Annotated in this window: 18 protein-coding genes and 1 tRNA gene; 5 read left to right on the top strand and 14 right to left on the bottom strand. The window is 66.6% G+C overall.

Annotation, left to right across the window (positions count from 1 at the left end; genetic code table 11):
* Window positions 1–61 precede the first annotated feature (61 nt).
* Entirely contained in the window at window positions 62–1,135 is a 1,074-nt protein-coding gene (locus AC6LJ2_RS11250) for a DUF6817 domain-containing protein (protein ID WP_498151376.1), read from the top strand.
* Between the two features lie 131 nt (window positions 1,136–1,266).
* On the opposite strand, the gene AC6LJ2_RS11245 is transcribed toward AC6LJ2_RS11250, so the two are convergent.
* From AC6LJ2_RS11245 to hemA, 5 genes are all read right to left on the bottom strand, one after another.
* Window positions 1,267–1,830, bottom strand: a complete 564-nt coding sequence (locus AC6LJ2_RS11245) for a UbiX family flavin prenyltransferase (protein ID WP_025138455.1) — start codon at window positions 1,828–1,830, stop codon at window positions 1,267–1,269.
* Window positions 1,831–1,834: 4 nt separating this feature from the next.
* Entirely contained in the window at window positions 1,835–2,161 is a 327-nt protein-coding gene (gene grxD / locus AC6LJ2_RS11240) for a Grx4 family monothiol glutaredoxin (RefSeq protein ID WP_006391696.1), read from the bottom strand.
* 148 nt (window positions 2,162–2,309) lie between these two features.
* Entirely contained in the window at window positions 2,310–3,137 is an 828-nt protein-coding gene (gene prmC, locus AC6LJ2_RS11235) for a peptide chain release factor N(5)-glutamine methyltransferase (protein WP_498151375.1), read from the bottom strand.
* 13 nt (window positions 3,138–3,150) lie between these two features.
* A complete protein-coding gene (gene prfA, locus AC6LJ2_RS11230; RefSeq protein ID WP_263915178.1) occupies window positions 3,151–4,233 on the bottom strand; it encodes a peptide chain release factor 1 in 1,083 nt (360 codons plus the stop codon).
* A gap of 86 nt (window positions 4,234–4,319) precedes the next feature.
* Entirely contained in the window at window positions 4,320–5,594 is a 1,275-nt protein-coding gene (gene hemA / locus AC6LJ2_RS11225) for a glutamyl-tRNA reductase (protein ID WP_263915177.1), read from the bottom strand.
* Window positions 5,595–5,929: 335 nt separating this feature from the next.
* Here hemA and AC6LJ2_RS11220 point away from each other — a divergent pair.
* Window positions 5,930–6,005: transfer RNA gene (locus tag AC6LJ2_RS11220), tRNA-Phe, on the top strand.
* 104 nt (window positions 6,006–6,109) lie between these two features.
* Here the strand turns inward: AC6LJ2_RS11220 and AC6LJ2_RS11215 are convergent.
* The 6 genes from AC6LJ2_RS11215 to gbd form a co-directional block, all read right to left on the bottom strand.
* Window positions 6,110–6,724 (bottom strand): PIN domain-containing protein, encoded by a 615-nt coding sequence (locus tag AC6LJ2_RS11215; RefSeq protein WP_498151374.1) that lies wholly within the window; start codon window positions 6,722–6,724, stop codon window positions 6,110–6,112.
* Window positions 6,721–7,233 (bottom strand): excisionase family DNA-binding protein, encoded by a 513-nt coding sequence (locus tag AC6LJ2_RS11210; protein WP_263915174.1) that lies wholly within the window; start codon window positions 7,231–7,233, stop codon window positions 6,721–6,723. The genes AC6LJ2_RS11215 and AC6LJ2_RS11210 overlap by 4 nt, the downstream gene beginning before the upstream one ends.
* Window positions 7,234–7,307: 74 nt before the next feature.
* Entirely contained in the window at window positions 7,308–7,916 is a 609-nt protein-coding gene (locus AC6LJ2_RS11205; protein WP_445659217.1) for a LysE family translocator, read from the bottom strand.
* A gap of 109 nt (window positions 7,917–8,025) precedes the next feature.
* Window positions 8,026–9,471 (bottom strand): aldehyde dehydrogenase family protein, encoded by a 1,446-nt coding sequence (locus AC6LJ2_RS11200; protein WP_498151389.1) that lies wholly within the window; start codon window positions 9,469–9,471, stop codon window positions 8,026–8,028.
* A gap of 65 nt (window positions 9,472–9,536) precedes the next feature.
* Window positions 9,537–10,862, bottom strand: a complete 1,326-nt coding sequence (locus AC6LJ2_RS11195) for an MFS transporter (protein ID WP_175191635.1) — start codon at window positions 10,860–10,862, stop codon at window positions 9,537–9,539.
* A gap of 53 nt (window positions 10,863–10,915) precedes the next feature.
* Window positions 10,916–12,052: a 4-hydroxybutyrate dehydrogenase gene (gene gbd / locus AC6LJ2_RS11190; protein ID WP_263915171.1), complete on the bottom strand. Its 1,137-nt coding sequence runs from the start codon at window positions 12,050–12,052 to the stop codon at window positions 10,916–10,918.
* 145 nt (window positions 12,053–12,197) lie between these two features.
* Here gbd and AC6LJ2_RS11185 point away from each other — a divergent pair, with 145 nt between their 5' ends.
* Complete coding sequence (locus tag AC6LJ2_RS11185; RefSeq protein WP_263915170.1) at window positions 12,198–13,103, top strand: LysR family transcriptional regulator; 906 nt, start codon at window positions 12,198–12,200, stop codon at window positions 13,101–13,103.
* Window positions 13,104–13,190: 87 nt separating this feature from the next.
* Here AC6LJ2_RS11185 and AC6LJ2_RS11180 read toward each other — a convergent pair whose 3' ends face one another.
* Window positions 13,191–13,664, bottom strand: coding sequence for an Lrp/AsnC family transcriptional regulator (locus AC6LJ2_RS11180; protein ID WP_498151373.1), 474 nt, complete (start codon window positions 13,662–13,664; stop codon window positions 13,191–13,193).
* A 193-nt stretch (window positions 13,665–13,857) separates the two neighbouring features.
* Here AC6LJ2_RS11180 and AC6LJ2_RS11175 point away from each other — a divergent pair, with 193 nt between their 5' ends.
* Together AC6LJ2_RS11175 and AC6LJ2_RS11170 are read left to right on the top strand one after the other, a co-directional pair.
* The gene (locus tag AC6LJ2_RS11175) at window positions 13,858–14,502 is read left to right on the top strand and encodes a LysE family translocator (protein ID WP_263915168.1); all 645 of its coding nucleotides are present in this window, start codon (window positions 13,858–13,860) and stop codon (window positions 14,500–14,502) included.
* A gap of 34 nt (window positions 14,503–14,536) precedes the next feature.
* Window positions 14,537–15,436, top strand: coding sequence for an EamA family transporter (locus tag AC6LJ2_RS11170; protein ID WP_498151372.1), 900 nt, complete (start codon window positions 14,537–14,539; stop codon window positions 15,434–15,436).
* A gap of 44 nt (window positions 15,437–15,480) precedes the next feature.
* On the opposite strand, the gene AC6LJ2_RS11165 is transcribed toward AC6LJ2_RS11170, so the two are convergent.
* Both AC6LJ2_RS11165 and otnI read right to left on the bottom strand, forming a co-directional pair.
* Window positions 15,481–16,461: a Bug family tripartite tricarboxylate transporter substrate binding protein gene (locus tag AC6LJ2_RS11165; protein ID WP_263915166.1), complete on the bottom strand. Its 981-nt coding sequence runs from the start codon at window positions 16,459–16,461 to the stop codon at window positions 15,481–15,483.
* A gap of 106 nt (window positions 16,462–16,567) precedes the next feature.
* Window positions 16,568–17,353, bottom strand: a complete 786-nt coding sequence (gene otnI, locus AC6LJ2_RS11160; protein WP_263915165.1) for a 2-oxo-tetronate isomerase — start codon at window positions 17,351–17,353, stop codon at window positions 16,568–16,570.
* Window positions 17,354–17,422 lie beyond the last annotated feature (69 nt).

Below are 17,422 nucleotides of genomic sequence, written 5' to 3'. Positions count from 1 at the left end.
GACAAGCGCGCGTCGGCGCGACACAATAGCGGCTGGCTTTCATCACCCACCCGCTACGCCCATGTCCACCCCTACCGACCTCCACCCGCACGCGCGCGCCCTGCTGGCTGATCACTACGCCGCGGTGGATGCCGACCTGCCCGCCCTGCTCGACCTGCTGTTCGCCCGCAGCGCCGGCGAAGACTGGCACAAGGCCGGCACGTTCAAGCACCACCTCCTGGGCGTGTATCGCACGCTCACGCTCTGGAACCAGCCACGCGAAGTCCGCCTGCTGGGCTTGTTCCACAGTGTCTACGGCAACGAATACGTCGACCTGACGCTATTCGATCGCGAGCGCGAACGCAGCACGCTGCGCGACGTGCTGGGCGACGAAGCCGAAGCCTGGGTCAGCCTGTTCTGCGCCATGCCGCGCACCAAATTCGTCCAGGCCGTGCTGCAGGGCCAAGGGGCAGGCCCCGAAGGCCTGACGCTCGAAGGCACCGACGGTCAGGTCTTCACCTTCACGCCGCGCCAGGTCGCCGCCTTCATCGTGGTGTCCGCCGCCGACATCGGCGAGCAATGGCACAGCTGGCAAGACGAGATCTTCGCCGGCTATCCCCAGCAGCAGCGCCGCGACCTGAAAACGCATTGGGCCGCTTCGCTCTGGCCCGGCCCGCTCAAGCCGCCGTCGAACATCCTGTCGATGCTGTCGCACCTGCTGGCGCCGCTGGCCACGCTGCCGGCCGATACCGGCATCCCCGTACCGCCGGCCTTCGATCACTGCCGCGCCACGCTCACCCCGCGCGACGAAGCCGCGGCCAGCGCCCTGTACTGGCAGGTCATCACGCGCATGCAGCCCCTGACCGAAATGGACAGCGCCCGCCACATGCTGGAAGCCGCGGTCGAACACAATCCGTGGGTGGGCGAGCCGCGCCTGTTGCTGGCCCAGCTGGCGCTCACGGCGGGCGACTTCGACGCGGCCGAGTGCCACGCCGCAGCCGGCCTTGTCGCGCTGCAAGCCTGGGGCACCGCCTGGGACAAGCGCATCGAATGGGCCGGCTGGATGGCCTGGGCGCGCATCGAATTGCAGAATGCGCGCGCTCGCCGCTGGCCCGAGAACCTGGCCGCCCTGAACGGGCTGGGCCTGGTGGAATAAGCGCGGCCGCACGCCATGCCTGCACCATGAAAAACACCCCGACGGCTGGACTCGCGTCCAACGCTCGGGGTGGGATTCAGATCGGTCGGGTCCGCGTGGCCGCGTCAACACGACGGCCCGTGGCGGAAGGCTTACTTCGTGCCTTCCCAGTGCGGGCCGGGCACGTGGATATCGAACAGTTCCAGCACGCGGGCCACGGTGTGGTCCACCATTTCCTCGATGCTGGCAGGCCGGTGATAAAACGCCGGCAACGGCGGAAACACGATGCCGCCCATTTCGGTCACGGCCGTCATGTTGCGCAGGTGCGCCAGGTTGAAGGGCGTTTCGCGCACCATCATCACCAGGCGCCGGCGTTCTTTCAACGTCACGTCGGCCGCGCGGGTGATGAGGTTGTCCGACAGGCCATGCGCCACCGCCGCCAGCGTACGCATCGAACACGGCACGATGACCATGCCCGCCGTCTGGAACGCCCCGCTGGCCAGCGTGGCGCCCACGTCGCGCACGCTGTGCACGTGGTCGGCCAGCGCGTAGACATCATGGCGGCTCACATCGAGCTCGTGCTTGATGTTCAGCACGCCCGAGGCCGATACCACCAGGTGCGTCTCGACATCGTCCACGCCGCGCAGCGCCTGCAGCATGCGCACCGCGTACAAGGACCCCGTGGCCCCCGTGATGCCGATCACCAGACGCCGCACGGGATCAGGCCGTGGCGCCGGATTGCTCCAGCAGGGTCTTCAGTTCGCCGGACTCGTTCATCTCGTTCATGATGTCCGAGCCGCCGATGAATTCGCCCGCCACGTACAGCTGCGGAATCGTGGGCCAGTTGGAGAATTCCTTGATGCCCTGGCGGACTTCGTCGTCCTCCAGCACATTCACGGTCACCAGCTTCTTCACGCCACAGCCCTTGAGGATCTGGATGGCCTTGCCGGAAAAGCCGCATTGCGGGAACTGGGCGGTGCCCTTCATGAACAGCACGACGGGGTGCTGGGTCACGGTTTCGCGGATGAATTCTTGAACGTCGCTCATGGTGGTCTCTTGGACAGGCATAACGGAATACGCCAATTATAGGTACAGGCGGGAAAACCGCCCGGATTCCCCGGGGCGGGGCCGGGAAATGCGACGGGAGGCGGTTACAAATCGGGCTGCCAACGCCCCGTTGGCACTCGGGCTCGCGTTAGCAGCGCCCCGGCCAGCGGCCGCCGGAAATGCGTTCGATGCCGGCCAGGTCCTGGCGGCTGTGCACGTCGGCAAAGCCTGCGTCGGCCAGCAGCGTGCGCACGGCCTCGGCCTGGTCCCAGCCGTGTTCCATCCAGAGCGCCCCGCCCGCCTTCAGGTGGCGAGGGGCGCCCGCCACGATGCGGCGCAGGTCTTCCAGGCCGTCAGCACCATCCGTCAGCGCCCCGCGCGGCTCGAAGCGCACGTCGCCCTGCGCCAGGTGCGGATCGTCGCTGGCCACGTAAGGTGGATTCGACACGATCAGGTCGAACCCCTCGCCCGCCGGCACCGCGTCGTACCAGCTGCCTTCCACGAAACGCAGCGACGCCGTCAGGTCCCAGGCATTGGCCGCCGCCACCGCCAATGCCTTGGCGCTGACGTCGCTGGCCATCACGCGGGCATCGCGCCGGGCCAGCGCGATCGAGATCGCGATGGCGCCGCTGCCCGTGCCCAGGTCCAGCACCGCGGGCGCGGCCTGCCCGGCCACGCATTCCAGCGCGGTTTCCACCAACACCTCGGTGTCGGGACGCGGAATCAGCACGTCGGGCGTCACCCGAAACATATGCCCCATGAACTCACGCTGGCCCACCAGATAGGCCATCGGCTCGCCCGCCAGGCGGCGCTGCACCAGGGCCTCGTAGGCCGCAGCCGTGGCCGGTTCGAGCGGATCGGTGTCATGCGCCAGCAGCCAGGCGCGCGGCTTGGCCAGCACGTGTTCCAGCAGCATGCGCACTTCCAGGCGCGGCAGGCGCGCATCCTGCAGCAGGCTCTTGATCTGGGCGGTCATGGGGCGCGATGCGTCAGAGGTCGTCACCCAGCGCCGCCAGCTGCTCGGCCTGGTGCTCGGCGATCAGCGCGCCGGTCAGTTCTTCGAGGTCGCCTTCCATGATCTGCTGCAGCTTGTACAGCGTCAGGTTGATGCGGTGGTCCGTCACGCGGCCCTGCGGGAAGTTGTAGGTACGAATGCGCTCGGACCGGTCGCCCGAGCCGATCAGGCTCTTGCGCTCGGCGGCTTCCTTGCTCTGGCGCTCGCGGGTTTCCTTGTCTTTCAGGCGCGCGGCCAGCACCTGCATGGCCTTGTCCTTGTTGCGGTGCTGGGAGCGGTCGTCCTGGCATTCCACCACCAGGCCGGTCGGCAAGTGCGTGATGCGCACGGCCGAATCGGTCTTGTTGATGTGCTGCCCGCCCGCGCCGCTGGCGCGGAACGTGTCGATGCGCAGGTCGCTGGCGTTGATGACGATTTCCGACGCCTCGTCGGCTTCCGCCATGATCGCCACCGTGCAGGCCGACGTATGGATGCGGCCCTGCGCCTCGGTCGCGGGCACGCGCTGCACCCGGTGCGCGCCCGATTCGAACTTCAGGCGGCCATAGGCGCCGTCGCCATTGATGCGCGCGATCACTTCCTTGTAGCCGCCCAGTTCCGACGCGCTTTCGGACATCAGCTCGACCTTCCAGCCGCGTTGTTCCGCATAGCGCGTGTACATGCGCAGCAGATCGCCCGAGAACAGCGCGCTTTCGTCGCCGCCCGTGCCCGCGCGGATTTCCAGGAACACGCTGCGGCCATCGTTGGGGTCGCGGGGCAGCAGCAACAGCTGCAACGCCGCCTCCAGCGATTCCAGCTTGACCCGGCCGGTCTTGATCTCGTCCTCGGCCATCGACTTCAGCTCGGGGTCCGACAGCATTTCCTGGGCGGCCGCCAGGTCTTCCTCGCCGCGCACGAAGGCCGTGAAGGCCTCGACCACGGGCTCAAGCTCGGCGCGTTCGCGCGACAGCTTGCGAAAGCGATCCATGTCGGACGCGGTTTCCGGTTCGGCGAGCAACGCGTCCACCTCGATGAGGCGGTGGCACAGGTGCTCCAGCCGGCTGCGCATGGAAGATTTCATGATGGGAATTCTGCAAAGGAAAAACGACGATAGCGGGCGCCCACAAGACGAACGCCCGCCAGGAGGCGGGGCGTGGGACAGCGCCGCTAACGGCGCGAGTCGCGGCCGGGGAAAAGGCGCGGCATCCAGGCAAGCAGTTGCTTGCGGTCGTCGCCTTCGCTGCGGTTCAGCGCCGCCAGCGGGCCGTGCAGATACTTCTGGGTCAGGCCATGGGCCAGCTGTTCGAGCACGGCCTCGGGCGATTCGCCGCGCGCCAGGAGGCGCCGGGCGCGTTCGAGTTCGGCGGCCTGCACGTCTTCGGCGGCCTGGTGCAGGTCGCGAATGACGGGCACCACTTCACGCGATTGCATCCAGTGCATGAAGCCCTGGACGCGGGTTTCGATGATGGCCTCGGCCTGCACCACCGCGGCGCGGCGGGCATCGGTGCCGGTCTGCACCAGGCGGCCCAGGTCATCGACGGAATACAGGTAGACGTCGTCCAGGCGGCCGACTTCGGGTTCGATGTCGCGCGGCACGGCCAGGTCGATCATGACCATCGGGCGGTGGCGGCGCAGGCGCGTAGCCCGTTCCACCATCCCCAGCCCGAGGATGGGCAGGGAGCTTGCCGTACAGGAGACGATCACGTCGAATTCGGACAGCCGGTCGGTCAGGTCCGACAGCTTCATGGTGCTGGCCGAAAAGCGGTTGGCCAGCAGTTCGGCGCGTTCGGCCGTACGGTTGGCCACCACCATGCTGCGCGGACGTTGCGCGGCAAAGTGCGTGGCGCACAGTTCGATCATTTCGCCCGCGCCGATGAACAGCGTGCGGGCCTGGTCCAGGTTGCCGAACACGCGTTCGGCCAGGCGCACCGCGGCGGCGGCCATGGACACCGACTGCGCGCCGATGGCGGTCTGCGACCGCACTTCCTTGGCGACCGAGAAGGTGCGCTGGAACATCTGGTGCAGCAACGTGCCCAGCGCACCGGCCTCGCCGGCCGCGCGCACGGCGTCTTTCATCTGCCCGACGATCTGGGTTTCGCCCAGCACCATGGAATCGAGCCCGCTGGCCACGCGGAAGGCGTGACGCACGGCGTCGTCTTGATGGTGGCGATACAGATGGGGGCGCAGCGTGCCGGCGTCCAGGCGGTTGTGCTCGGCCAGCCACGCAGGCAACTGGTCGGCCACGTGGCCGTCGGCAGCGCAATAGATTTCGGTGCGGTTGCAAGTCGACAGGATGGCCGCTTCCCGCACCGATCCGCCAAACGCAGAACGCAGGCCTTCGAGCGCCGGCTTGACCAGATCAACGGGCATGGACACGCGTTCGCGAACCGAAACCGGCGCGGACGTGTGATTCAGACCGAAGGCTAGAACAGCTACCGACATGTAAAGGACGAGGCCGTAAGTAATAAGAGCGGTGGTCCCTGCGGGTCATGCGGTACAGCACGCATGTAACAGCAGACCGCTAATGATTATACCCCTGCGGGTTATCCCCAGACCAACCGGCGCCCCGGCCGCGACCCTGGGTCGCACCCAAGCGTGCCTTTCGCCCAACAGTCGGGCGGGCGTTCAGTCGCCATCCGGCGCCGATCCCGCAACCCTCCGCGGTCCACCTGCGCCGCCCAATCGCCGCCCCTCACGACCGATGCGAAAAATATTTGAAGTTTTTTCGCGCCGACTGGCACAAGTCCAAAAAATTGTGTATAGTTGCGGACTTCGTTGGCCTGGTAGCTCAGTCGGTAGAGCAGAGGATTGAAAATCCTTGTGTCGGTGGTTCGATTCCGCCCCAGGCCACCAGAATTAAAAAGCCCGGCTCCAAGGAGCCGGGCTTTTGCATTTCCGGGCCAAGGTTTCATACAGATGTTTCATACAGATCGCAGAGCCTCCCCAACGAGGCCACGTCATAGCGCGACTTGGCCCGTCTGCTCCAAGGCCCTTAACCGCCGCACCGTCTTTCCCAGTCCGTCGCGCTCCAGACGAATCAATAACGCTTCGGGATCAGGCTGCGAACTCAAATCCAGTCGGAATGAGCGAAACGCTCGTGCGACGTCCGTCGACTGTACCGAAGTCAATCCGTCCAGGAAGTCGTCCGGCCTCATCAACACAATGCCCAGGCCGGCTAGAGCGTCTTTCTTAAAATCTTTGATATTGCGTGTGACCAACGCAATCGGCAACGCGTTGGGATAGGCACGCGCTGCGATCAAGTAATGCGCGCAAGCCGCAACGTGGATGTCCTTCGCCGACCGGACCGCCGAGGCGACCGCCTCGAAAGCGGAATGCACGTCAGCCACTGATACCTGTGCATTGGGCAAGGCATCACACATGCGCGCCCCATGGGCTTTGGCGTCGTCCAGCGTGTTCTTACGACCTGAATCCACCAAGGCCCGACTGACTTCGTCAAGGATAAGGGGCGACCAATGGAGCTTGATCAGGCCTTGGTAATCGAGAAAGATCAGCAGCCCGCGCGTCGTGGCTTGAAACAGCGCATCGGCATCAGCCACGACGGGAATGGTCAAGACGAAAAGATTTCCTCGTCCAGATCCTTGCCAAGACGCTTGAGCGATTTGGCCTGCCGAGCCCGCTCGACAGCCTGCCAATGGAGCACGGCGCTGCGCAAGACGCGGCGCTGGTTCCCGACCTTGTGATGCAGCATCACGTCACCCGCGTCGATCAGCTTGGCCATGTAGGGCCTGCTGACGCCTGCGAGCCGCGCCGCCTGCTCGGTGGTGAGCAGCGCGTCGTCTTGCCCGCCCTCTACCTGCCGAGCTGCCGGCTTGTGGCTTGCCGTTCGCAACTGCACGATCGCACGGCCCAACAATTCAATCAGGTCGCGGGTGATGGCCTCGTCAGCCGCCTTGCTGAGTTTGACGTGGCGACGCACAACGGAGACGACCGGCTGCACATCGAACGAAAGCTCGAACATCGGCATCGCGTGGGCGTGCGCCTCGAAGCCCCCGGCCGAACGCCTGGGGGACGAGGAAGGGCTACGCGTGCCTGAAGAGGCGGATATCTGCTTGCGAGTCATGCTTTGAATCGTAGCATGCTCTCGAAATACTCGAAATATTCGAAAATTTACCGGCGGCGAGAGCATCATGACTTTCAAGAGCCCGGCAACGCCACGCCCATCGCTGCGAACAAACCCCCACACACCTTGTTGAAACGCCGGCCACAGCGTTCAAGCCACGGACGCACGCGGTGTGCCAGGCGAGCCAGGACGTACTCGACCACGAATTCGATCACCGCGAAGGTCGCGGCCATGATCACGAATTGCGCAAACAGGCTGCGCGCCGGGTCGATGAACTGCGGCAGGAAGGCGCCATAGAACAGCAAGGCCTTGGGGTTGGAGATGGCCGACAGGAAACCCTGGCTGAACATGCGCGTGCCGCGCAGGCGAGGCATGTCGGGCGCCGGGCGCAGTTGCACCGCCGGCGCGCGCCACAATTGGATGCCCAGCCAGATCAGGTAGGCGCCGCCGGCCCACTTCAGCACCGTGAGCGCCGGCCCCCAGGCCTTGAGCAGCGCGCTGATACCAAGCATCGACAAGGCGATGAGCAGGATGAAGCCGACCGCGCCGCCGGCAATGGTGCACAGGGCCTTGCGATGGCCATGCAGGGCGCCATGGGTCAGCGCAAGCAGGGTGTTGGGGCCGGGCGTGACGGACAGGCCGGTGACGGCAACCAGGTAGATGAGCCAGCTATGCAGGGCCATGGCGCGAGAGGCAAGAGAAATGGAAGCGGCCAGTCTAGCGCTGCCCCGGCAGGCCGGCAATGACGTAGCGACCGCAATGCCTGCCACCCCTCACACCGACCTGTGCCCCCTACCCCGCGTACGTATAAGCCGTCTTCACCGTGGTGTAGAACTCCGCCGCGTACCGACCTTGCTCTCGTGCCCCATACGACGAATCCTTGCGGCCGCCGAAAGGCGCGTGATGGTCCACCCCCGCTGTCGCCAGGTTCACCATGACCATGCCGGCTTCGGCGTGGCGCTTGAAATGCGTCACGTGCTTGAGGCTGGTGCTGCAGATGCCCGCAGACAGGCCGAAAGGCGTGTCGTTGCTGAGCGCCAGCGCCTCGTCGTAGTCACGCACGCGCGTCACGGTGGCGACGGGTCCGAAGATCTCCTCGCGCGCAATCCGCATGCCCGCCGTCACGCCGGTGAACAGCGCCGGACTGAGGTAGTGGCCCCGGGTGTCGCGCGTCAATACCTCGCCGCCGCAGACCAGCTCGGCCCCTTCGCGGCCGCCGATGGCGATGTACTCCAGGTCTTGCGCCAGCTGGCGCTCGTCCACCACCGGGCCGATGTCGGTGCCGGCCTTGAGCGCATGGTCGACCTTGAGCTGCGCCAGGCGTGCCTTGACCGCGGCAACGAACGCATCATGGATGCCGTCGGTGACGATCAGACGCGACGACGCGGTGCAGCGCTGGCCGGTCGAAAAGAACGCGCCATTGACGGCGCATTCGGCGGCAGTGGCCAGGTCGGCGTCATCCAGCACCACCAGCGGGTTCTTGCCGCCCATTTCCAGCTGGAACTTCTTCATATGCGGGCCGCCCACGCAGCCGGCGGCCACCTTGCGGCCGGTGTCGACCGAGCCGGTGAAGGAGATGGCGCGCAGCTTTGGGCTGTCGATCAGCGCCTGGCCGATGCGCGAACCGGGCCCCATGACCAGGTTGAACACGCCGGCCGGAACGCCGGCCTGGACAATGATCTCGGCCAGCGCATACGCCGATCCGGGCACCAGGTCGGCGGGCTTGAAGACCACGGTGTTGCCGTACGCCAGGGCGGGCGCGATTTTCCAGGCGGGAATGGCCAGCGGAAAATTCCATGGCGCGATGATGCCGATCGGCCCCAGTGGTTCGCGCGTGACGTCGACGTCCACACCGGGACGCGTCTGCGGCAGCTTCTCGCCAGCCAGGCGCAGCGCTTCGCCGGCAAAGAACAGGAATATCTGGCCCGCGCGGCCGGCCTCTCCAATAGCCTCGGGCAGGGTCTTGCCTTCTTCACGCGCCAGCAGGCGACCCAGTTCTTCCTTGCGCGCCAGGATCTGGTCGCCGATGCGCTTGAGGAGGTCGTGGCGCTGCTGGCCGGTCGTGCGCGACCAGGCCGAAAAGGCCGCGTCGGCCGCATCGATGGCCAGCGCGGCCTGGACCTCGGAGGCCCGGGCATACTCACCGATGACATCGTCCAGGTCGGACGGGTTGCGGTTCACGGCGTATTCGTCGGCGGCGGTCCACTCGCCGGCGATGTAATTGGGGTAGCGGTTCATCATCAGGCTCCAGGAAAGGGGCGCCGATCGCGGCGCCCCGACGTTCAGGTATCGGAAAAAGCGGCTCAGTCGTCCAGTTCCTGCCCACTGCGGTCGCGTGTCAGACCGACGGCGATCAAAGACACCACGCCGCAGCCGATCAGGAACACGCCCACCGGCACATAGCTGCCGCCGTAATGCGCCACCAGCGCGGTGGCGATCAGCGGCATCGGCCCGCCCACCAGCGCGGCGCCGATCTGGTAACCCAGCGACATGCCGGTGTAGCGCACCGCGGCGGGAAAGGCCTCGGCCAGCAGCGTGCCGATCATGGCGCCGTACGACGACCAGATCAGCGTGAAGCCCACGCCGATGGCCAGGATGGCGGCAGCAACGGAGTGCTGGTTCAGCAGCCAGAAGTACGGCATGACCCAGACAATGAACGCGACCGTGCCGAACATGAACACCTTGCGCCGTCCGATGCGGTCGGACAGCCGGCCAAAGAACAGCATCACCGGAAATGCCAGCAAGGCACAGACCAGCACGATGTTGAGCACCTGCGCCTGCGGATAGCCCAGGCCGATCATGTAGGCGACCGAGAAGGTGGCATACAGGAAGAACGTGGACGTTTCGATGACCTTGGCGCCCACCGCGATCAGCACTTCGCGCCAGTGATAGCGCAGCGTCTGCGCCAGCGGCACCTTGGCTGCGGCGTGCGTAGCCAGGATCTTCTTGAACGAGGGGGTTTCATCGACGCGGTTGCGCAGCCACATGCCCAGCACGACCAGCACGATCGAGGCCACGAACGGAATGCGCCACCCATAGGCCAGGAAGGCCTCCTGCGGCATCGACGACGCCAGCGCCGACGTGATGATGTTGCCCAGCGCCAGGCCCAGCACCGCGCCCGTCTGCGGCACGGCGCCGTACAGGCCGCGCTTCTCTCGCGGCGAATACTCCACCGCCAGCAGCACGCCGCCGCCCCACTCGCCGCCCAGCGCCAGGCCCTGCATCAGGCGCAGCACCGTCAGCAGCACCGGCGCCCAGACGCCGATCTGGTCGTAAGTAGGCAAGAGGCCCATGAACACCGTCGACAGACCCATCATCGACAGCGTGACGGCCAGCGTCTTCTTGCGGCCGATGCGGTCGCCGATGTGCGAAAAGATGATGCCGCCCAGCGGCCGCACCAGGAAGGCCAGCGCAAACGAAGCCAGCGCCAGCAGCTGGCTGGTCAGCGCATCGGTGGTGGGAAAGAACAGCTTGGCGAACACGATGGACGACATCGTGCCGTACAGAAAATAGTCGTACCACTCGATGGTGCTGCCCACTGCGCTGCCGAACAGCGCGCGGCGTCGGTCCTGGTCGGTGATCTGCCGTTCCTTGGGCAGATAGCCCGCGACTGCGTCGAGATTGCTCATGTCTCCTCCAATTGAATTCTGTTTTTTTATGGGCCCGCGGCGCGGGCCTGGCGCTACATCGATTCGGCCAGCATGCGCAGGTAGTCGTCGGCGCTGGCGTCGCGCGGATTGGTGCGGTGGCTGTGGTCAGCCAGCGCGCCGGCCACGATGCGGGGGAACAGGTCTTCGGTCACGCCCAGCGCGGCCAGTCCCTGGGGCAAGCCCAGCGCGCGCGACTTGTCCTGGAGCGCCTGTTCCAGCGCGTCGCCGCCGGCCAGGTCCATGGCCTGCGCCAGGCGCGCCATCTTGTCGTCGGCGATCACGCTGGCGGCTGTGCGGTTCAAGCGCAGCACGGCCGGCAGGAAGATCGCGTTCAGCGTGCCGTGGTGCAACCGCGGGTTGATGCCGCCCAGCGAGTGGCTCAGGCTATGCACGCAGCCCAACCCTTTCTGAAAGGCCAGCGCGCCTTGCAGCGATGCACTCATCATGTTGATGCGCGCCTCGACATTGCCGGGTTCGCGGGTGGCGGTCTCGATATGGCGCCAGGCCCGGCGCAGACCGTCCAGCGCGATGCCCTCGGCCGGCGGATTGAAGGCCGGCGACAAAAAGGTTTCGATGCAGTGCGCGATGGCGTCCATGCCGGTCGCAGCGGTCAACCCGGCGGGCAGGCCGAACGTCAGTTCCGGGTCGCAGATCGCGGCGCGCGGTACGACATAAGGCGACAGGATGCCGACTTTGCGGCCGTCGTCCAGGATCAGGATCGCGCCCCGGCCGACTTCGCTGCCGGTGCCGGCGGTGGTCGGCACGGCGATCACCGGCGCGGTCGCCGCAGTGATGTTCTGCAGGCCGCCCTCGATCAGCGCGAAGCTGCGCAGCGGCCCCGGATGGCGCGCACAGACCGCCGTGCCCTTGGCCAGGTCGATGGGGGAGCCGCCCCCCACGGCGATGATGCCGTCGCAATCGCCCGCCGCGAAGGCGGCCACGCTGTCACGCACCGCCGCCTCGTTGGGGTTGGATGGCGTGCCGTCGTACACCGGCGCATCCGGCTGGCCCAGTGCGGCCAGCACCTTGTCGACGATGCCGCTGGCGCGCACGCCGCGGTCGGTCACGATCAACGGCCGGCGGATACCCACCCGGGCGCATTCTTCCCGCAACGTGGACAACACGCCCGGCCCGAACTGGATCTGCGTGACATAAGCGATGAGCGACATGCTTTCCCCTCGTGGTTCATAACAACGCCTCATACCAAGGCAACGAGGAAAATTTTACGTAGCGCAAAGAACACGAGATACTGACAATATTCCATAGCGCTATAACTTTTACTCAAGTCAAATGGTCCCCACGCTGAACTCCGTCATGTCCCGGCTGCACGCCAAGCAACTGCGCCTGCTGGTCGCGCTTGAAGAACAAGGGTCCCTCCTGGGCGCGGCCGAAAAAGTCGGCCTGACGCAGCCCGGCGCCAGCAAGGCGTTGAAGGAACTGGAGACCACGTTCGGCGCGGAACTGTTCACCCGCACCAATCGCGGACTGATGCCGACCGCGGCCGGACGCAGCGCGGCGCGTTGCGCCCGCCTCATCCAGGCCGACCTGGAACACCTGCGGTTTGAACTGAATGCCATCGCCCGCGGCGTCGGCGGACGCCTGCTGGTGGGCAGCATCATGGGCGCCGTGCCGCTGCTGATGGACGCGGTGTCGGCGCTGCTGGCCGCGCAGCCGGACATGTCGGTGGAAGTGGTGGAAGACACCAGCGAAACCCTGCTGGCCATGATCGACAGCGGCCGCCTGGATGCCGCCTTGTGCCGCACCACCGTCAGCGGCACGCCGCAGCTCTATCAGTCGCTCCATGTGAAAGAAGAGTCGCTGGCCGTGATCGCCAACGTGGCGCACCCGTTACTGGGCGCGGCGCCGCTGTCGCTGGCCGACCTGGCCGACAGCCGCTGGGTGGTGTATCGCGCCAACATGCCCATGCGGCGCCTGCTGGAACGCGAATTCCACGAGGCCGGCCTGCCATTTCCGCTGCACCTGGTCGAAACCACATCGGTGCTGGCCACGTTGTCGCTCCTGCACCGCAACGCCACGTTCGTGGCCCTGGTGTCGGTGGACGTAGCCAACTATTGCGCCAGCCACGGCATGGTGGGCGTGCTGCCGCTACCCTTGCGCTCGCGCAGCGAACCTTATGAGCTGGTGTTTCGCAAGGGCGCGCCCCGCACCCCGGCCATGGAAGCGCTGGCGCAGGAACTGGGGGCCCGCGAAGCGGCGTGAACGTCCGCAGCCTGGCGACATGGACGGCTGCGCTCTTTGAGCGCCGGCGTCAGGCTGCGGGGACAACGCGCACCGCCGGACGACCCGTTACGCGTCCGACTGCCCCACCGGCACCGTCAGGCCGTACTTCACCCGGTTCATCACCACCAACGTGGAAAACCGCTTCACGTTGGGATTGCCCCAGAAGTGGCGCTGGGCGAAGGCGTCGTATTCGGCCATGTCGCGCACGGTGATGTTGACCACGAAATCGACTTCGCCGGTCACCGACAGGCACTGCATGATCTCGGGGGCGTTCTGCATGGCCCGCTTGAAGTGGTCGAGCTTGTCCGCGCGCTCGCTTTCCAGGGACACCAGCACCACCATCATGATGCCCCGCCCCACCGCGGCCGGATCCACCACCGACACATCGCCCAGCACCGCGCCCGACTCACGCAGCCGCTTCATGCGGCGCAGGCACGATACCGGCGACAGGTTCACGCGTTCGGCCACTTCCTGGCTGGTGCGCTGGTTGTCTTCCTGCAGGCTCTGCAGGATCTGAAGGTCGAAATCGTCTAGTTCCATGAGGGGTCTCGAACGGCGGCAGTCCAGGCGGGGCGGGCCTGTGGAAGGATTCTAATCGGGCGCCCCCCTGACCTGCCCCCAAATTTGACGGGAAACTTCATTTCCGACCCGCCGACTGCAGGAAATAATCAGCCGGCTTGCTTACACTGGGAACCCTCTGGTCGACCTCGCGGCCAGGCGCAGCCCGATTCCCATGCCGTCACTCCAGCTTTTCCTGCTTTTCCTGGCCGCCGACGCGGCGCTCAAACTCACCCCGGGGCCGGACATGGCACTGACGCTGTCGCGAGGCATGACCCAGGGCTTCCGGCCCGCCTTCCACAGCGTGCTGGGCAATGTAGCCGCCGGGTTCATCCAGGTGCCGGCCGTGGTGCTGGGGCTGGCCTCGGTGCTGCAAGCGTTTCCCACGCTGTTCCTGGCCATCAAGGCGGCGGGCGGGCTGTACCTGGGCTACCTGGGCATCAAGGCCATGCTGCGCTGCGCCCGCGACGCCGACGTGTCGCTCACCGCGCGCCCTGGCGACGCCCGCGATGCGTTCTGGCAAGGCTTCATGACCAATCTGCTGAACCCGAAGGTACTGCTCTTCATGATCGCCTTCCTGCCGCAGTTCACCACGCCGGACAACGGACCCGTCTGGATCCAGATGCTGGTCCTGGGCGTGACGATGAAGGCGCTGAGCCTGCCGTATGGCAGTTGCTTTGCCTACGGTGCGTCGCGCATCCGCGGCTGGGTGGGACGCAACCCGTGGTTCCTGCGCATGCAGCAGGGCCTGCTGGGCGCCATCATGCTGGGCCTGGCACTGTATGTGCTCCACTCCACCGCCGTGACGTTGAATCCCTGATGTCGATCTTCCGCCCCTTTCCTGACGCAGCACCATGACCGCCGCCACGATCAACCCCGGACACAACGCGTCCGCTTCCACCCTGATGCCGACGCTGTCGCTGATCGCTGCGATGGCGTCGCTGTGCGTGGGCACCTCGTTCGCCAAGTCGCTGTTTCCCGAGGTGGGCGCGCAAGGCACCACCGCGTACCGCATCGTCATCGGCGCCATCATCCTGCTGGCGTTCTGGCGCCCCTGGCGGTTTCCGCTGACGCGCGTCAATGCCGCCAAGATCGCCCTGTACGGCGTGACGCTGGCATGCATGAACCTGCTGTTCTACCTGGCGCTGCGGACCCTGCCCCTGGGCGTGGCCATCGCCATCGAATTCACCGGGCCGCTGACGCTGGCCGTCGTGCTGTCGCGCCGCGCCATCGACTTCGTCTGGATTGCCTGCGCGCTGGCCGGGCTGGTGCTGCTGATTCCCACCGGCCAATCCGTGCACGACCTGGACCCGGCCGGCATCGGCTTCGCGCTGGCCGCCGCCGTCTGCTGGGCGCTGTACATCATCTTCGGCAAGATGGCGGGCAATGTGCACGGCGGCCAGGCGACGTCGCTGGGCTTGCTGGCTGCCACCATGGTGGCGTTGCCGGTGGGCGCGGCGCATGCCGGCATGGCGCTGCTGGACCCCAAGCTGATCCTGGCCGGCATCGGCGTCGGCATCCTGTCGAGCGCCCTGCCCTATTCGCTGGAAATGGTGGCGCTGCGGCGCCTGCCGCAAAAGACGTTCGGCGTGCTGCTCAGCATGGAACCCGCGATGGGCGCGCTGGCCGGCGTGATCGTGCTGAACGAACACCTGTCCAGCACGCAATGGCTGGCGATCTGCGGCATCATCATCGCCTCGGCCGGCTGCGCGGCCACTGCCCGCCGCCAGAACCGCGCTGCCGCCGCGGGCTGAATCCACAGCGGGCGGCCCGGGCAATCGCCCGGGCCCGACCCGCGTCAATCCACCGAAATATGCTTCTGCCGGATCACCGCGCCCCAATTGGTGTATTCGCGGTGGGCATAGTCGAAGAACGCGTCGGGCGTGCTGCCCATGGGCTCCATGCCTTGCAGCTTCAACTGCTTGATCACGTCCGGTGACTGCAACGCCGCCACGATGGCCTGGCTGAGCTTGTCCACCACCGCCTTGGGCGTGCGCGGCGGCGCCACCACGCCTTGCCAGGCGGTGGCCTCCAGCGGCGGACCGCCGGCTTCGCCGAAGGTCGGCACGTCCGGCAACTGCTCCGACCGCTGAATCGCCGGCACCGCAATGGCGCGCAGCTTGCCTGCCTGGATCAGCGGCCGCGCCGCAGCCAGGTCGGCCATCATCAGCGGCACGACGCCCGACGCCACGTCCTGCAAGGCCGGCGGCGTGCCCTTGTACGGAATGGCGGTGGCCTGCCCGCCGAACAGGGACAGGAACAATTCCATCGCCAGGTGGTGCGGGCTGCCCACGCCCAATGACGCGTAGCTGGCCTGCTTGCCGCCTTTCAGGTACGCCATCACCTCGGGCAGGTTGTCCAGGTCGGACGCGGGCGAGGCCACCAGCACGATGGGTAGCGCCACCAGCGTCGAGACGGGCTTGAGATCTTTCCAGGGGTCGTACGGCAACTGCTTGTACAACCAGGGGTTCAGCGCCAGCGTGCTCATGCCCGCGGTCATCAGCGTGTAGCCGTCGGGCGCGGCACGGGCCGTTTCCTGGGCCGCCACGATGGTGGCGGCGCCGGGGCGGTTTTCCACCACCACGGGCTGGCCCAGCGTCTGGCTGACGTGGCGCGCCACGATGCGGGTGGCCAGGTCGCTGCCGCCGCCGGCGCTGAAGGGCACCAGCCAGCGGATGGGATGGTCAGGGTATTCCGCGGCCGCGGGGCCGGCGCCCGTGGCCAGCGCCAAGGCGGCCGCGATTCCCAGCGTGCGGCGGATGAAGCCTCGTCTGGACATGGGGTTGTCTCCTGATGTTCTTTATTTAGTTAACACATTAATTATATTTCGACGCAGCAAGCGCCTGACATCCGGAAAGACCATTACACGGGGGCATCGGGTCAATTCAGGCGCGCGCCGCGGCCAGCCAGCGCAGCCCGGCGGACGTACCGGCAGCGGGGCGGTATTCGCAGCCGATCCAGCCGTTGTATTCCAGCTCGCGCAGCACCGAGAAGATCCAGCCGTAGTCCAGTTCGCCGCGGTCCGGCTCCTGGCGCAGCGGCACGCCGGCGATCTGCACGTGGCCCACCCGCCCGGTGGGCAGGTATTGGCGCAGCTTGGCGGTGACGTCGCCTTCGACGATCTGGCAGTGGTAGAGGTCCATCTGCACTTTCAGGTTGGGCGCATTGACGGCCTGCACGACCTGATGCGCCTCGTCCTGCCGGTTCAGGAAATAGCCGGGAATATCGCGGGTGTTGATGGGTTCGATCAGCAGGGTCACACCGACCGAGCGTGCCTGGCGGGCAGCCCAGTCCAGGTTCTCGCGGTAGCAATCCAGCAAGGCGCCGCGCTCGGCGCCCTCGGGCGCCAGGCCCGCCATGACATGGACCTGGGCGCAGGCCAGTGCGGTGGCATAGCCCAGCGCTTGTTCGATGCCGGCGCGGAATTCGTCTTGCCGGCCCGGCAACGCAGCCAGGCCGCGTTCACCGCGCGAGGCCACGCCGGGCGGGGCGTTGAACAGCACTTGCGACACGCCGGCGGCGTCCATGCGCTCGCGCACGAACGCGGCGGGCGCCTCGTAGGGGAACATGCATTCCACGCCCGCGTAGCCATCCGCGGCGGCGGCCGCATAGCGGTCCAGGAAGGCGTGTTCCGTGTACATCATCGACAGGTTGGCGGCGAATTTCAGCATGGCGGTTTCCGTGACGGGCGGCATGCCTGGAAATTAGCACACCTGCCCGCCCCGGCGGCCCCTGCCGCG

This window comes from Achromobacter sp. 1014246743 (genome assembly GCF_059760725.1).
Note: the sequence above shows the minus strand (reverse complement) of the source record. Positions and strands in the feature narration are given on the sequence as shown.

Bases quoted from the DNA above. Each gene is read 5' to 3' on its own strand.
- AC6LJ2_RS11180 (WP_498151373.1), bottom strand. From the start codon at position 13,664: ATGGAACTAGACGATTTCGACCTTCAGATCCTGCAGAGCCTGCAGGAA.
- AC6LJ2_RS11165 (WP_263915166.1), bottom strand. From the start codon at position 16,461: ATGTCCAGACGAGGCTTCATCCGCCGCACGCTGGGAATCGCGGCCGCC.
- AC6LJ2_RS11195 (WP_175191635.1), bottom strand. From the start codon at position 10,862: ATGAGCAATCTCGACGCAGTCGCGGGCTATCTGCCCAAGGAACGGCAG.
- otnI (WP_263915165.1), bottom strand. From the start codon at position 17,353: ATGCTGAAATTCGCCGCCAACCTGTCGATGATGTACACGGAACACGCC.
- gbd (WP_263915171.1), bottom strand. From the start codon at position 12,052: ATGTCGCTCATCGCTTATGTCACGCAGATCCAGTTCGGGCCGGGCGTG.
- AC6LJ2_RS11210 (WP_263915174.1), bottom strand. From the start codon at position 7,233: ATGACTCGCAAGCAGATATCCGCCTCTTCAGGCACGCGTAGCCCTTCC.
- AC6LJ2_RS11185 (WP_263915170.1), top strand. From the start codon at position 12,198: ATGTCCCGGCTGCACGCCAAGCAACTGCGCCTGCTGGTCGCGCTTGAA.
- AC6LJ2_RS11250 (WP_498151376.1), top strand. From the start codon at position 62: ATGTCCACCCCTACCGACCTCCACCCGCACGCGCGCGCCCTGCTGGCT.
- prmC (WP_498151375.1), bottom strand. From the start codon at position 3,137: ATGACCGCCCAGATCAAGAGCCTGCTGCAGGATGCGCGCCTGCCGCGC.
- AC6LJ2_RS11175 (WP_263915168.1), top strand. From the start codon at position 13,858: ATGCCGTCACTCCAGCTTTTCCTGCTTTTCCTGGCCGCCGACGCGGCG.
- AC6LJ2_RS11170 (WP_498151372.1), top strand. From the start codon at position 14,537: ATGACCGCCGCCACGATCAACCCCGGACACAACGCGTCCGCTTCCACC.
- prfA (WP_263915178.1), bottom strand. From the start codon at position 4,233: ATGAAATCTTCCATGCGCAGCCGGCTGGAGCACCTGTGCCACCGCCTC.
- AC6LJ2_RS11205 (WP_445659217.1), bottom strand. From the start codon at position 7,916: ATGGCCCTGCATAGCTGGCTCATCTACCTGGTTGCCGTCACCGGCCTG.
- hemA (WP_263915177.1), bottom strand. From the start codon at position 5,594: ATGTCGGTAGCTGTTCTAGCCTTCGGTCTGAATCACACGTCCGCGCCG.
- AC6LJ2_RS11200 (WP_498151389.1), bottom strand. From the start codon at position 9,471: ATGAACCGCTACCCCAATTACATCGCCGGCGAGTGGACCGCCGCCGAC.
- grxD (WP_006391696.1), bottom strand. From the start codon at position 2,161: ATGAGCGACGTTCAAGAATTCATCCGCGAAACCGTGACCCAGCACCCC.